The organism is Bradyrhizobium sp. USDA 241 (assembly GCF_049739505.1).
Classification (GTDB): domain Bacteria; phylum Pseudomonadota; class Alphaproteobacteria; order Rhizobiales; family Xanthobacteraceae; genus Bradyrhizobium; species Bradyrhizobium liaoningense.
Window position 1 is genome coordinate 3,612,914 of sequence record NZ_JBMGPZ010000005.1, and the last position, 13,754, is coordinate 3,626,667.

Annotated in this window: 13 protein-coding genes and 2 pseudogenes; 9 read left to right on the forward strand and 6 right to left on the reverse strand. The window is 65.0% G+C overall.

Annotation, left to right across the window (positions count from 1 at the left end; genetic code table 11):
- The first annotated feature begins 77 nt into the window (after positions 1-77).
- Positions 78-950: a bifunctional helix-turn-helix transcriptional regulator/GNAT family N-acetyltransferase gene (locus ABIF91_RS39415; RefSeq protein ID WP_028178014.1), complete on the forward strand. Its 873-nt coding sequence runs from the start codon at positions 78-80 to the stop codon at positions 948-950.
- Positions 951-1,005: 55 nt separating this feature from the next.
- Positions 1,006-1,392, forward strand: a complete 387-nt coding sequence (locus ABIF91_RS39420) for an ester cyclase (RefSeq protein WP_028178013.1) — start codon at positions 1,006-1,008, stop codon at positions 1,390-1,392.
- A gap of 21 nt (positions 1,393-1,413) precedes the next feature.
- On the opposite strand, the pseudogene ABIF91_RS39425 reads toward ABIF91_RS39420, so the two are convergent.
- From ABIF91_RS39425 to guaA, 3 genes and pseudogenes are all read right to left on the reverse strand, one after another.
- Positions 1,414-2,529, reverse strand: a pseudogene (locus tag ABIF91_RS39425) (MFS transporter); the annotation flags it as partial.
- 137 nt (positions 2,530-2,666) lie between these two features.
- Positions 2,667-3,796, reverse strand: a protein-coding gene (locus tag ABIF91_RS39430; protein WP_424579855.1) for an IS3-like element ISRj2 family transposase whose coding sequence is annotated in 2 segments (ribosomal slippage) — positions 2,667-3,544 and positions 3,544-3,796 — 1,131 coding nt in all. Because the reading frame shifts where the segments join, the coding sequence is not laid out codon by codon here.
- A 155-nt stretch (positions 3,797-3,951) separates the two neighbouring features.
- Positions 3,952-5,550 carry a glutamine-hydrolyzing GMP synthase gene (gene guaA / locus ABIF91_RS39435; RefSeq protein ID WP_028182314.1) on the reverse strand — a complete coding sequence of 533 codons (1,599 nt, stop codon included), beginning with the start codon at positions 5,548-5,550 and terminating at the stop codon, positions 3,952-3,954.
- Between the two features lie 147 nt (positions 5,551-5,697).
- Between guaA and ABIF91_RS39440 the strand changes: the two genes are divergently transcribed.
- Positions 5,698-6,069 (forward strand): nuclear transport factor 2 family protein, encoded by a 372-nt coding sequence (locus ABIF91_RS39440; protein ID WP_028182313.1) that lies wholly within the window; start codon positions 5,698-5,700, stop codon positions 6,067-6,069.
- A gap of 18 nt (positions 6,070-6,087) precedes the next feature.
- On the opposite strand, the gene ABIF91_RS39445 is transcribed toward ABIF91_RS39440, so the two are convergent.
- On the reverse strand, positions 6,088-6,540 hold the full coding sequence (locus ABIF91_RS39445; RefSeq protein ID WP_028182312.1) for a winged helix-turn-helix transcriptional regulator: 453 nt from the start codon (positions 6,538-6,540) through the stop codon (positions 6,088-6,090).
- 96 nt (positions 6,541-6,636) lie between these two features.
- Between ABIF91_RS39445 and ABIF91_RS39450 the strand changes: the two genes are divergently transcribed.
- The 3 genes from ABIF91_RS39450 (at position 6,637) to ABIF91_RS39460 (ending at position 8,742) form a co-directional block, all read left to right on the forward strand.
- The gene (locus tag ABIF91_RS39450) at positions 6,637-7,872 is read left to right on the forward strand and encodes an MFS transporter (RefSeq protein WP_284282689.1); all 1,236 of its coding nucleotides are present in this window, start codon (positions 6,637-6,639) and stop codon (positions 7,870-7,872) included.
- A 66-nt stretch (positions 7,873-7,938) separates the two neighbouring features.
- On the forward strand, positions 7,939-8,271 hold the full coding sequence (locus ABIF91_RS39455) for a DHCW motif cupin fold protein (protein WP_028182251.1): 333 nt from the start codon (positions 7,939-7,941) through the stop codon (positions 8,269-8,271).
- Between the two features lie 261 nt (positions 8,272-8,532).
- The gene (locus tag ABIF91_RS39460) at positions 8,533-8,742 is read left to right on the forward strand and encodes a cold-shock protein (RefSeq protein WP_015686739.1); all 210 of its coding nucleotides are present in this window, start codon (positions 8,533-8,535) and stop codon (positions 8,740-8,742) included.
- A gap of 113 nt (positions 8,743-8,855) precedes the next feature.
- Here ABIF91_RS39460 and ABIF91_RS39465 read toward each other — a convergent pair whose 3' ends face one another.
- Positions 8,856-10,157, reverse strand: a complete 1,302-nt coding sequence (locus ABIF91_RS39465; protein WP_028182250.1) for an RsmB/NOP family class I SAM-dependent RNA methyltransferase — start codon at positions 10,155-10,157, stop codon at positions 8,856-8,858.
- A gap of 280 nt (positions 10,158-10,437) precedes the next feature.
- Here ABIF91_RS39465 and ABIF91_RS39470 point away from each other — a divergent pair, with 280 nt between their 5' ends.
- Positions 10,438-11,706, forward strand: coding sequence for an IS256 family transposase (locus ABIF91_RS39470; protein ID WP_038952271.1), 1,269 nt, complete (start codon positions 10,438-10,440; stop codon positions 11,704-11,706).
- A 29-nt stretch (positions 11,707-11,735) separates the two neighbouring features.
- On the opposite strand, the pseudogene ABIF91_RS39475 reads toward ABIF91_RS39470, so the two are convergent.
- A pseudogene (locus ABIF91_RS39475) lies at positions 11,736-12,056 on the reverse strand (MAPEG family protein); the annotation flags it as partial.
- Between the two features lie 155 nt (positions 12,057-12,211).
- On the opposite strand from ABIF91_RS39475, the gene ABIF91_RS39480 reads away from it, so the two are divergent.
- Together ABIF91_RS39480 and ABIF91_RS39485 are read left to right on the forward strand one after the other, a co-directional pair.
- The gene (locus tag ABIF91_RS39480; protein WP_028178451.1) at positions 12,212-12,829 is read left to right on the forward strand and encodes a hypothetical protein; all 618 of its coding nucleotides are present in this window, start codon (positions 12,212-12,214) and stop codon (positions 12,827-12,829) included.
- Positions 12,830-12,992: 163 nt separating this feature from the next.
- Positions 12,993-13,742, forward strand: a complete 750-nt coding sequence (locus ABIF91_RS39485; protein WP_424579856.1) for a metallophosphoesterase family protein — start codon at positions 12,993-12,995, stop codon at positions 13,740-13,742.
- The last annotated feature ends 12 nt before the right edge of the window (positions 13,743-13,754 follow it).

Here is a 13,754-nt window from a genome sequence, read left to right on the forward strand (position 1 = left end):
AAAGAGGCGCGCTACCGGAAGCTCGATCGGCTCTCGCGCGATTGACAGACCATGATATCTGACTAAAGTCAGACATCATGCTCGATGCCGTCTCCCGCGTCCGCCGCTTCAACCGGGCCGTCACTTCTGCCGTCGGTGCGCTCGACAATTCGTTCCTCGGGCGCAGCCGGCCGCTTGGCGCGGCGCGGGTGCTCAATGCGATCGGGCACGGGCGCTCGGACGTGGCGGAAATCCGCGACTATCTTGGTCTCGATTCCGGGTTGATGAGCCGGCTGCTCCGCAGCCTCGAGGACGAAGGGCTGATCGAGACCACCGCGCGCGAAGACGATGCGCGCCGGCGCATGGCAAAGCTGACGCGGGCGGGCCGTCGCGAGTTCGCGGCCTACGAGGCGCTGTCGAACGCGCAGGCGGAAGGCTTCCTCGCGCAACATTCGCAGCGCGAGGCGCTGCTGGCGGCGATGGATCTGATCGCCTCCGCACTGACGCGCGAGCGGGTCGCGCTGGACGAGATGGATCCGCGATGCAAGGAAGCGCGCTACTGCCTCGGCGAGTACTACGCCGAGCTCGGCCGCCGCTTCAGCCAAGGCTTCGACGTCTCGCTGTCGCGCGACCCTGACGCCGAGGACATGCGCCGTCCGCGCGGCACCTTCATCGTCGCGATGTCGGACAGGCTGCCGATCGGCTGCGTCGGCTTGAAGGGAACCGATCACGGCTATGCCGAGATCAAGCGGCTGTGGGTGGCGCCTGCCGCGCGCGGATTGCGGCTCGGCCGGCGCCTGATGGATGTGGCCGAGAGCGCGGCGCGGGAACTCGGCATCACGCTGCTGCGGCTCGACACCAACAGCGCGCTGCCCGAAGCCGGTCAGCTCTATCGCAGCACGGGCTGGCGCGAGATCCCTCGCTTCAACGACGATCCCTATCCGGACCTGTTCTTCGAGAAGCGCCTCTGAGCTGGACCGGTTCGCGATCCTCGTGCGTTGTGATCGAAGCCGCTGGAGCTTTGCCATGACGAGAGACGACCTTGCCGCCATCTACAGAGACTACATCGCCTGCCTGAACCGGCGGGACTGGCCGGCCCTCGGACATTTCGTGCATGAGAAGGTCGTCCACAACGCGCGGCCCCTTGGGCTGGCCGGTTATCGCGCGATGCTGGAACGGGACGTTCGGGAGATCCCGGATCTGCAGTTCCACGTCGAGATGCTGATCTCCGATCCTCCCCGCATCGCCGCCCGATTGAGGTTTGATTGCACGCCAGCCGGGGCATTCCTGGGTCTTGCGGTCAACGGAAGGCGCGTGTCCTTTTGCGAGAACGTGTTCTACGAATTTCAAGACCGAAAGATCCGGCAGGTCTGGTCGGTGATCGACAAGGCCGCGATCGAGGCGCAGCTCTGACGCCGCGCCTCGATCAGGAGCTCACGCCGCCGCCGGCGCCACCTCCCCTTGCGGCTTTGCGAAGGGGCGGAACGTCATCGCCATCAGGAAGGCACCCAGGCCCATCGCCCAGGAGGCGATATAGAGCCAGGCATAGCTCGAGAAGGCGTCATAGATCAGACCGCCGGCAAGCGGGCCGGTTGCCATGCCGAGGCTGCCGGCCATCGCGGTGCCGCCGATCACCGTGCCCATCATCTTGAGCGGGAAGTTCTCGCGGATGAGCACGGCGTAGAGCGGCATGGTGCCGGCGTAGATGAAGCCGAAGATGGCGCCGACCGCATAGAACGTCGTGAGCTGGTGCGCGAAGACATAGGCGAGCGCGCCGAACGCCTGCAGCAGCAGGCCCGAGACCAGCACGCGCTTGGCGCCGAAGCGGTCGCCCATCAGGCCGAAGGCGATGCGCCCGCCGAGGCCGGCAAACCCTTCGATGCTGTAGATCGTCACCGCCGCGACCAGCGGGATGCCGCAGCTCACCGCATAGCTGACGGTGTGGATGATCGGGCCGGAATGGGTCGCGCAGCAGAAGAAGTTGGTGGCGAGCAAGATGAGGAATTGCGGCGAGCGCAGCGCCTCGCCCATCGACATCTCGCCTTGCGCAGCACCCTCGCCCGCCGGTGCGGCCGCGGCATGCTCCAGCGCCGGCGGACGGCGAACCAGGAACGAGACCGGGATCATGATGGCGCCGACCACCAGCGCGACGATCTGCATCGAGGTGCGCCAGTCGTGGCCGGAGACGAGCCAGGCCGCCAGCGGCGACATCGTCATCGGCGCCATGCCCATGCCGGCGGAAACCAGCGACACCGCGAGGCTGCGATTTGTGTCGAACCAGCCGGTGACGGTCGCCATCATCGGCGCGAAGATCGCCGCACAGGAGGCGCCGACCAGGAGGCCGAATACGACCTGGAACACGAGGAGCGAGGTCGCGTGGCTCGCCGCGAACAGGCTGAGCGCCAGCACGATCGATCCCGTCAGCACCACCGGCAGCGGCCCGAACCTGTCCGTCGCCGTGCCCCAGGCCATGCTGGTGAAGGCCATCGCCAGAAAGCCGATCGTCATTGCGCTGGAGATGCCCGTCACCGACCAGCCGGTAGAGCTGGCCCCGGTTGTTTGGACAGCGCCCCGCTGGATTTAAGTGGATTCCTGCCGGGTTATGCTGAACGCGGGGCTTTACGGTTTTGTCGTTGCGTCGGGAGGGCGTAGCCCGACCAGAGCGACGACAAAACCGTCGGCGACGGTCATGCGGCCATCACCATAGCTTGCGTGCCGAAGTAAGCCTCGTCGGGCGTGCGCCCGTCAAGGCTCGAGTGAGGGCGTCCCTGATTGTAGAAGGCCAGATACTTGGCAATTGACGCTCGCGCCTCGGACACGCTGTCGTAGGCGCGGAGATATACTTCTTCGTATTTGACCGTGCGCCAGAGCCGCTCGACAAACACGTTGTCGCGCCAGGCGCCCTTGCCGTCCATGCTGATGGCGATCTTCGCGTCCAGCAGCACATCGGTGAACTCGAGGCTGGTGAACTGGCTGCCCTGATCCGTGTTGAAAATCTCGGGCCTGCCGTGCTTCGCCAACGCCTCCTGGACCGCTTCGACGCAGAAGGCCGCCTCCATTGTGATCGAGACGCGATGGGCCAGGACCCGTCGGCTGAACACATCGACGACCGCCGCGAGATAGACGAAGCCACGCCGCATCGGAATGTAGGTGATGTCCATTGCCCACGCATGGTCGGGCCGCTCGATCTTCAATCCGCGCAACAGGTACGGGTAGATCTTGTGACCCGGAGCCGGCTTGCTCGTGTTCGGGCGACGATAGACCGCCTCGATCCCCATGCGCTTCATCAGCGTCGCGATGTGGCGGCGACCGGCGTATACGCCCTCCCGCCGCAGCAACGATCGCAGCATACGCGCTCCCGCGAAGGGATAATCGAGATGCAGCTCATCGAGCCGACGCATCAAGGCAAGGTCCTCGGCCGAAACTGGCCGAGGTTCATAGTAGACCGTGCTGCGAGCCAGCTTCAGGACCTTCGCCTGGCGCACGATAGAAAGATCATGACCGCGGTCGATCATCGCTTTGCGCTCAGCAGGCCCGCCTTGGTGAGCGCGCCGGACAAAAAATCGTTTTCCAACGCCAGCTCGCCGATCTTGGCATGTAACGCCTTCAAATCGACCGGCGTCTCGGCCGATGTCTTGTCATGCCCAAACACGCCGGCGGCGCCTTCCAGGAGCTGGTTTTTCCAGATCGTGATCTGGTTCGGATGAACATCAAACAGTTGCGCCAGCTCCGCCAGTGTCTTGTCGCCTTTGACCGCAGCCAAAGCAACCTTCGCCTTGAATGCCGGAGAATTCGTCCGGCGGCTCTTCTTCGTCATCTTCGCTCCTGATTCGCAGCAAGAATCCTCGCCGCTGTCAGGCAGAAAATCCACTCAAGCTACTGTCCGAATTTGCGGGGCCAGCTCTACTATCGATACGCCTCAGTCGCTGATTATACGCTGCTCTATCCCCGTTTATCCGCCACTGCGATCCGTCACTCCCACTCAATCGTCCCCGGCGGCTTGCTGGTCACGTCGTACACCACCCGGTTCACGCCCTTCACCTCGTTGATGATGCGCGTGGCGGTCTCGCCCAGAAACTTCATGTCGAACTGGTAGAAGTCCGCGGTCATGCCGTCGGTGGAGGTGACGGCGCGCAGGCCGACGACGTAGTCGTAGGTGCGGCCGTCGCCCATGACGCCGACGGTCTTGACCGGGAGCAGCACGGCGAAGGCCTGCCAGATCTCGTCGTAGAGGCCGTGCTTCCTGATCTGGTCGATGTAGACGGCGTCCGCCTTGCGCAGGATGTCGAGCTTGTCCTTGGTGATCTCGCCGGGGCAGCGGATGGCGAGGCCGGGGCCCGGGAACGGGTGGCGGCCGACGAAGATTTCGGGAAGGCCCAGCTCACGGCCGAGCTTGCGCACCTCGTCCTTGAACAGCTCGCGCAGTGGCTCGACGAGCTTCATGTTCATGCGCTCAGGCAGGCCGCCGACATTGTGGTGCGACTTGATGGTGACGGACGGTCCGCCGGTGAAGGAGACGCTCTCAATCACGTCGGGATAGAGCGTGCCTTGCGCCAGGAAGTCGGCGCCGCCGATCTTCTTGGCCTCAGCCTCGAACACCTCGATGAAGAGGCGGCCGATGGTCTTGCGCTTCTGTTCGGGATCAGTGACGCCTTCGAGCTCGCCGAGGAACTGCCTGGAGGCGTCCACGTGCACGAGCGGGATGTTGTAGTGGTGGCGGAACAGGTCGACGACCTGCTCGGCCTCGTTGAGGCGCATCAATCCGTGATCGACGAAGACGCAGGTGAGCTGGTCGCCGATCGCCTCGTGAATCAGCACGGCCGCGACCGCGGAATCGACGCCGCCGGACAGGCCGCAGATCACCCTGCCCTTGCCGACCTGCGCGCGGATCTTGGCGATCTCCTCCTCGCGGAAGGCGCGCATGGTCCAGTCGCCGGTGAGGCCGGCGATCTTGCGCACGAAGTTGCGGATGAGTTTTGCGCCGTCGGGCGTGTGCACCACTTCGGGGTGGAACATCAGGCCGTAATATTTGCGCGTCTCGTCCTGGATGATCGCGAAAGGCGCGTTCGGCGAGGTGCCGGCGACGGAGAAGCCCGGCGGCATCCTGGTGATGCGGTCGCCATGGCTCATCCAGACCTGGTTCTTGCTGCCTGATGACCAGACGTCCTCGAACAGCTTGCTCTCGGCCTTGACCTCGACGTCGGCGCGGCCGAATTCGCGGTGATGGCCGCCCTCGACCTCGCCGCCGAGCTGCGCGGCCATGGTCATCTGGCCGTAGCAGATGCCCATCACGGGCACGCCGGAGGCGAAGATCAATTGCGGCGCGCGGGGCGAGCCGGCCTCGTGCACCGACTCTGGCCCGCCGGAGAGGATCACCGCCTTCGGCTTCATCTCCTTGAAGGCCTCTTCGGCCTTGTTGAACGGGACGATCTCGCAATAGACGCCGTCCTCGCGGACGCGGCGCGCGATCAGCTGCGTTACCTGGCTGCCGAAGTCGACGATGAGAATCTTGTCGTGCGCCGAGGCCACCGAGGGCGTCGACGCGGAGCGGTCGTTCTGTGCTGCTGTCATGGCCAGCAGATACGCTGGCCCGGCCCGGGCCGCAACCGCGCACGCTGCGCGCCCACATGCTTCTTTGGGCATGGACAAGCGGATATAGGTCAGTAATATTGACCCATTATTGACCCGCTCTGAAAAGGGTCGATCAGGGAGAATGCCATGTCACAGCACCATCAGCCATCAATGCTTGCCGCGCTCGGCCGGACCTGGGTCGAGGCCTGGAATACTGGCGATCTCGAGCGCGTGCTTGCGCTCTATGACGAGGCGGCCGTGATGACCTCGGACCGCATCCCCGCGATGGGGTTCGACCCCAGCGGCACCGTGCGCGGCAAGGACAGCTTGCGCGCCTATTGGGGCAAGGCGCTGGGGCTGCTGCCGGAGCTGCACTTTTCGCTGATCGATCTGTTCGTCAGTCCGGACAGCGTGGTGGTGTTCTACGAAAACGAGCGGGGGAAGAAGATCTGCGAGTACCTGCGGGTGAACGAGACCGGGCTGATCGTGCAGGGCTCGGCGAATCATTTGCCCCATTGATGCGTCTGCGCCGCGCCATCAGCGCTTGCGCGCGCCGACCTTTCGCACCTTCGTGTCGGACCACGTCAGCGGCCGGCCGGTTCGCGACGGCAGCACCAGCTGCCCAACCGGCTGGCCTGTCTGGTCTACCAGGTCGGAATGCGCCTCGCCGCGCGCATAGAGATGCGCCTCGCCCCATTGGCGCAAACCGACGATGACAGGAAACAAGTCGCGTCCCCGCCTCGTCAGCGCGTATTCCTGATACGCGCTGCCGTCGGCAGCCGGGACCAGTTCGAGCACGTCGAGCTCGACCAGCTTGCGCAGGCGCGTGCTGAGCATGCCCTTGGCAATGCCGAGGTTCTTCTGGAAATCGCCGAACCGGCGCAGCCCGTCGAAAGCATCGCGCACGATCAGGAGCGACCACCAGTCTCCGATTGCATCGAGCGCGCGCGCCACCGGGCAGTCGGCCTCGGAAAAACCTGTCCGCTTCATGCTCTCGCTCCAATCTGGTTCTAAAATAAGACTAGACAGCGCCGCGCGCAACTGGTCCTATTATAAGACTAGATAAGACCGTACCGGAGATGACTGATGACGAGCAATGACCTCGCCAGAAGCAGCAACCCGAAGACCAGTGCCGGGCCGGCCGGGCACGGGCTTTCTTCCGCGATGGCGCTGCTGCTCGCGCTGGCTTGCGGCCTCAGCGTCGCCAACATCTACTTCGCCCAGCCACTGCTCGACGCGATGGCCCAGGACCTCGGCATCGCTCCCGCAGCGATCGGAATGGTCGTGACCTTCACGCAGATCGGCTACGCGTTCGGCCTGATCCTGATCGTGCCGCTCGGCGACCTCTGGGATCGCTCAGCGACCGGACTCGTGATCGTCGGCACCGCATCGCACGCCGCGGTCCTGCTCGCGGGACTGACGCTGGTCGGCGTGCTTGCCGTCGTCGTGCAAATCCTGGTCGCCTTTGCCGCAACGCTCGCAACACCGGACGGCCGGGGCCGCGCCATCGGGACGGTGACCAGCGGCGGCGTCGGGGGAATCCTGCTCGCGCGTTTCGCCTCGGGCGCGCTGGCCGATATCGGCGGCTGGCGCACGGTCTACCTGGTTTCGGCCGGCCTCATGCTGGCCATGGCCGTCCTGCTGTTGCGCGTCCTGCCCCGCGGTCCGTACGCGGCAATGGCGGGCTCCTCGTATCTGTCGCTGTTGCGCTCGACGGCGGCGCTGTTCGTCGAGGAGCCGATCCTGCGCGAGCGCGCTTTGTTTGCGTTCCTGATCTTTGCCGATCTCAACGTGTTCTGGACCTCGATCGTACTGCCGCTTTCGGCGCCCCCTTTCGTGCTGTCGCACACGACGATTGGACTGCTCGGGGTGGCCGGCTTCGCCGGAGCACTCGGCGCGCGCAATGCCGGCCGTCTCGCCGACCTCGGCTGGGCCCAACGCACCACCGGACTGTCGCTGATGCTGATGCTCGCCGCCTGGGGCGCGATCGCCTGCCTGCATGTCTCGCTCTGGTTCGTCGTCGCAGGCGTGATCATGCTGGATCTCGGGCTGCAGGCCGTGCATGTGACCAGCCAGAGCCTGATTGTCGCCGCGCGTCCCGACGCAGCGAGCAGGCTGGTCGGCGGCTACATGGTGTTCTACTCGATCGGCAGCGCGGCTGGCGGAATCGCGGCGACCTTGGTGTACGCGATGATGGGGTGGAGCGGCGTTTGCATGCTGGGTTCCGGCATCAGCGCCGCCGCTCTGCTGGTCTGGGTCATCAATGCGAGCAGGATGCAAGAGGCGGCCGGCTGTGCGCTGACGCCCTCGCCGCCCAGGTAAACGTGCACGACCCGAAAATCGGCATCGGCTAACAAGCGATGCACCGCATCAAGGCAGGATCCTACCATGAAACTCCCCACCTCCCCCTTTACCGTCACCGACTGGAGCCGGATCGAGGCGACCACGCATCCCGGCGAGAGCGGTGAGGCCAAGTGGCGCACGCTCAATATCGGCGATCTCCGGGTGCGGATGGTGGAATATTCGCCGGGCTATCTCGCCGATCATTGGTGCTTTCGCGGCCACGTGCTGTACGTGCTGAAGGGCGAGCTCGACTCCGAGCTGCGCGACGGGCGGAAATTCAAGCTGACGGCAGGCATGAGCTACCAGGTCTCGGATTTCGGCGACGCGGCGCACCGGTCCTCGACGGCCACCGGCGCCACGCTCTTCATCGTGGACTGATGCGCCTGGGGGGCGGTTCATTGCAGCGCAAAATAGCAAAGAGGAGCGACATCCCGAGCCACGCGTGGTGCCTTGAAGTGGCCCCAAATTCTCGCTATATTGTGATCATCGATACTTGGCCGAACGACTGGGCCGCTTCGCTTCGTTACAGACGGGCGCGCACGCTTCAGATGACTTCTCCAAAAATCGACTGAACAGGATCAAGGGCGCAGCGACGCGTACCGGTCCGCGTGCGTACCCTCTCTAACAAAGGAAATTCCCATGGCTATGGGCACCGTGAAGTGGTTCAACACCCAAAAGGGTTATGGTTTCATCCAGCCGGACGACGGCCAGAAGGACGTGTTCGTGCACATCAGCGCGGTCGAGCGCGCCGGCCTTTCGACCCTCAACGAGGGCCAGAAGGTCTCGTTCGACATCGTCGCCGACCGCCGCAGCGGCAAGTCCTCGGCTGACAATCTCCGCGTCGGCTAACGCCCGCGCAGCGTTCTGACCACGGACGTACCGGCAGAACGCCAGAGTTAGAAAGCCCCGCGACCGGGATCCGGTCCGCGGGGCTCTTGTTTGCCCCGGAATGACGGCCTTGATCAGGCCGTCTTCCGCAGCACCGAGACGAAAAACCCGTCCGTCCCGGTCCGTCGCGGTGTCATCAGCCAGCCCTCCGGCGACCGGAGCGCGGCCTCGCCAAAAGCTTCCGCCTTGTCCCAGAGCACGCTCGCGGTCTGCTCGGGCGGCACCACGCCGAACTCGGGATGGCGCGCGACGAACGCCCTCACCTGCTCGCCGTTCTCCTCCGCCAGCACCGAGCAGGTGATGTAGGCGATGCGGCCACCTGGCTTCACCAGCGGCACCGCGCGCGAGAGCACCTCGGCCTGGTCGCGCAGGCGGATCTCCAGCGCGCCCGGGCGCATGCGCCATTTGGCATCGGGGTTGCGGCGCCAGGTGCCGGTCCCCGTGCAAGGGGCGTCGATCACGACGAGGTCGGCCGAGGCGCGAATGTCTGCCACCGGATCGGCCTCGCCCTTGGGCGTGCGAACGTCGGCATTGTGGACGCCGGCGCGCGACAGCCGCTCATGGATCGGGGCGAGCTGGCGCTTGTCGCTGTCGGTCGCGATCAGCCGTCCCTTGCCCTGCATCATGGCCGCGAGCGCCAGTGTCTTGCCGCCGGCACCGGCGCAGAGATCGATCACCTGCTCGCCGGGTTTTGCCGCGGTAAGCTGGGCCGCAAGCTGCGATCCTTCATCCTGCACTTCAATGGCGCCCTTGATGAAATCCTCTTCCGCCTGGATGCCCGGGTTGCGCGCATCGGCCGAAAGCTCGATGCGCAGGCCCGTTGCCGACCACGGCGTCGGTTTCGCATGAAGATGAGCAAGTGCACGCAGCACCTTGTCGCGATTGGACTTTAGCGTGTTGACGCGCAAATCGAGCGGCGCCCGGCTCGCCATCGCGGCCGCTTCCGCCGCGCGGTCATCGCCGAAGACTTTTTCAAGGTACGGATCCAGCCATTCGGGATAGTCGCCGGCCACGGCGGCAGGCGCGTCCTTGAGAGAGCGCGAGGCGAGCGCGGCCTGCTCGGCCTCGGTCAGCGGCGCCGGCGCAAACCGGCTGCCGTCGAACATCGCGGCCATGGTGGTCGTGTCCATATTGCGCTCGAGGCGGAGCATGCCGATCAGGCGCGCCCGCGCGGTATCGGAATCCATCAGGAACGCGCTCGAAGCGTAGCGGCGCAGCACGTCCCAGACGAGACCGGCGATCGCGGCACGGTCGCCCGAGCCGGCGAAGCGGTGCGCGGTGCCCCACTCCTTCAGCGCCTTGGCCGCGGGCACGCGGTCCCTCTCGATGGTGTCGATCAGTTCGATGGCTGCGGACAGCCGGGCAGCGGGGGTCATTTAAATCTTTCAGTTTAGCGCATGATCTCATCGGAAAACCGGGATCCACTTTTCCGGATCGTGCGCGATCAGATCAGCAGCAAGAGCTTCAGCGCGAAGTACATCCACATCGCCAGCAGCACCAGCACGCCGGCAAGCCAGACGGTGGAGCGCCGGCCCATATCGTTCGAGGACACGAAGATCGAGCTATGGCGGAATCTGGGTGATGACGGTGTGAGGAAGGCGGCGTATCGAGGCGGGTGACGAGCCTGCCAGAACCTCTCGAGGAGAGCGATACGCCATGACCGAGACTACCAATGTTCTTGCTTTCCGTCAGCCGTCCGCGGTTGATGATCCACTGACCGATATCGTTCGTGCCGGCGCGCGGGACCTGCTTGCCAGGGCGATCGAGATCGAGGTTGGCGCGTTTCTGGCCAGCACGGCCAATCTGACGCTGCCCGACGGTCGAGCGCGCCTGGTCCGACATGGGCACGGTCCGGTGCGCGAGATTGCGACCGGCATCGGTCCGGTGGAGGTCGCTCGTCCCAAGGTCCGCGACCGCGGAGCGAGCGGGCCAGGCGACCGCCTCCGCTTCAGTTCGGCAATCCTGCCGCTATGGGCGCGGCGGACGAAGAGCCTGGATGCCTTGATCCCGGTCCTCTATTTGCGCGGCATCTCGACCGGCGACTTCCAGGAGGCGCTCTCGGCGCTGCTCGGCAAGGATGCGCCGAACCTGTCGCCTTCGGTGATCGCCGGCCTGAAGGCCGATTGGCAGGTCGAGTACGAACGCTGGCAGAGACGCGATCTGTCGGCGCGTCGCTATGTCTACATCTGGGCCGATGGCGTGTACCTGCAGGCCCGCATGGAAGATCACAGCGAATGCATGCTGGTGCTGATTGGCACCACGCCGGAAGGCAAGAAGGAGCTGATCGGCTTCCAGGTCGGCGTGCGCGAGAGCGCGCAGAGCTGGCGCGAACTCCTGATCGACCTGCGGCAACGCGGGTTACGGATTGCCCCGCAACTCGCCATCGGCGACGGCGCCCTCGGCTTCTGGAAGGCACTGGACGAGGCCTTTCCCGGCACGCGGCACCAACGATGCTGGTGCCATAAAGTGAGCAACGTACTCGACAAGGTCGCCAAATCCGTGCAGGGCCCCATGAAGAACGACCTGCGGAACATCTATCTGGCCCCACACCGGGCCGAAGCTGAAACCGCGATCGACGTCTTCGTCGAGAAATACCACGTCAAATACGGACGTGCGGTGGAGTGCCTGATCAAGGATCGCCATGCGCTGCTCGCCTTCTTCGACTTCCCTGCTGAGCACTGGATCCACCTACGCAGCTCGAACCCGATCGAGAGCGTCTTCGCCACGGTGCGCCACCGAACGGTGCGGACCAAGGGATCGCTGTCGCAACAAACTGCGAAGCTGATGGTGTTCAAGCTCATCGACGCCGCATCGAAGACCTGGCGGCGATTGAAGAGCACGAACCAGTTGCCGAAAGTCATCGCCGGTGTAAAGTTCATCGACGGAATCGAAGTCATTCCGAACACTGAAAGCCACGCCGCCTGATCAGGCCGCGTCACCCAAAATCAGCCATAGCTCACGAAGATCCCGGCATGGGCAAAGCGCGCCACGACGAACACCCAGGACATCAGCACGATGAAGAGATCGGCGCGGCGCAAGGGCAATGCCAGCGCGATCAGGACGTAGAACAGCACCGGCAGCTCGAACTGGTTGCGGTAGCAATTGGCGATTTGTGTGGCGCCCTTCGGCCAGTTCGGCTCGCCCAGCGCAATGTCGCGAATCCTGGTTTCGCCGGAGACCAGCGTCTTGCGGCGCGCGACGACCATGCCGATCAAGAGCGCGAAGGTGAGAGCGACCTGCACGAAGACCGGCAGCAAAACCATTTGAACGGACATCGGAACTTTCCCGAGAGGCGAAATGCCGCGTACCGTCATTAGCCGCGACTTTTGCCGCTGACAATGAACGACTTGAACCGGCGTTCCCGGCCTTGCGACCAACCATCGACAGCTAAAGCGATTTCGGCCCCTTGGGCCCGAAGCAAGATAGCGCCATGACGACCTTGTCCAACCTCTTCACCGAATCCGCCGACGGCAGGCTCAGCATCCTGATGTCGGCGCTGTCAGGTATCGCGATGGCGCTCGCGGTCGCGCTGGCGATGACAGTGTACCTCCGCTCGAGCTATCGCACTTGGCGCGACGTGGCCCGTCACGGCCTTGCTGCCTTCGCCGCGCTCGCCCTGTTCGCCTTTGCCGCCTACGACATGCGCCATGCTGCGCTTGCCTATCTCGGCCTCAATCCGTCCAAGCCCGCGGTCGCGTTCGAGATCCGCATGCCCCGGGAGATGCTGACGGCGGTGACCGCCGACACCCAGATCGAGCTGCACACCGACCGCAACCAGACGCTGGCGCTGGTCGACGGGGTGCGCGACCTCTCGGACGGGCGGGCGGTGCTGCGCGGCGCAGTGGTGCTCAATCACCGCACCGCGGACCGCGTTCTGGTCGTGATCCTGCCAGGCAAGGGCACCTTCGAGTTCCGCCTCCGTCTGCCGGCCGAGCCGCGTCGCTCCGAGCAGTTCGGCCCCTGGCATCTCGCCGACCGCATCGCCTCGCCGCTCGCCGGCCCCGTCGCCCCGCAGGACGGCTACACCATCCGCTACCGCGTGCTTTAAACTTAGTTCGTTGCGATCCATGCCCGCGCCGTCATCGTTCCGACGCGCGACGACGGGTAGGATCATCGCATGCCCGAATTTCGCCTGACCCAGATTTCCGACACCCATCTCGGCCGGCGCTTTCCCGGGCCTGATCGCCAACTTCCACCGCGTCAGCGAGCACATCGACGCCGGCAGGCCCGATCTCGTCGTCAACACCGGCGACGTCTCGTTCGACGGGCCGTCCAGCCGCGACGACGCCGAATTCGCGAAAGGCCTGCATGACGCCCTGCCCGTCGCCTGCCGCTACCTGCCCGGCAATCACGACATCGGCGACAATCCGACCGCGATCGGGCCGGCGCCGAAGCCGCCGGTCAGCCCGGCTCACCGCCAGCAATTTTGCGACATCATCGGCGAAGACCATTGGTCGTTCGACGCCGCGGGCTGGCGCTTCATCGGCCTCAACTCGCTGGTGATGAATTCGGGACTCGCCTTCGAGGCCGAGCAGTTCGACTGGCTCGCCTCCGAGCTATCGCACGCGAACGGCAGGCCGGTCGCGCTGTTCCTGCACAAGCCGCTGTTTCTCAACCTGCCTGAAGACCCCGAGACGCCGGAGACCTCGATCCGCTATGTGCCGCAGCCGGCGCGGGCGCGGCTGATCGAGATGTTCGGGACTATCGACCTGCGTCTCATCGCCAGCGGTCATGTGCACCAGCGCCGCGATTTCACCTGGCGCCGCACCCGCCACGTCTGGGCGCCGTCGGCCGGTTTCGTCATCAACGATCAGCGCCAGGACCGGATCGCGAGCAAGGAAGTCGGGCTCGTCGAATACCGCTTCCAGCCCGACAGTCTCGAGGTTCGTCACGTCCGCGCGGCGGGCCAAGTGGACGTCGACATCGAGGAGCTGCTCGTCCAGATGGGCGGCGAGCATTAGCTCGCGATCGGT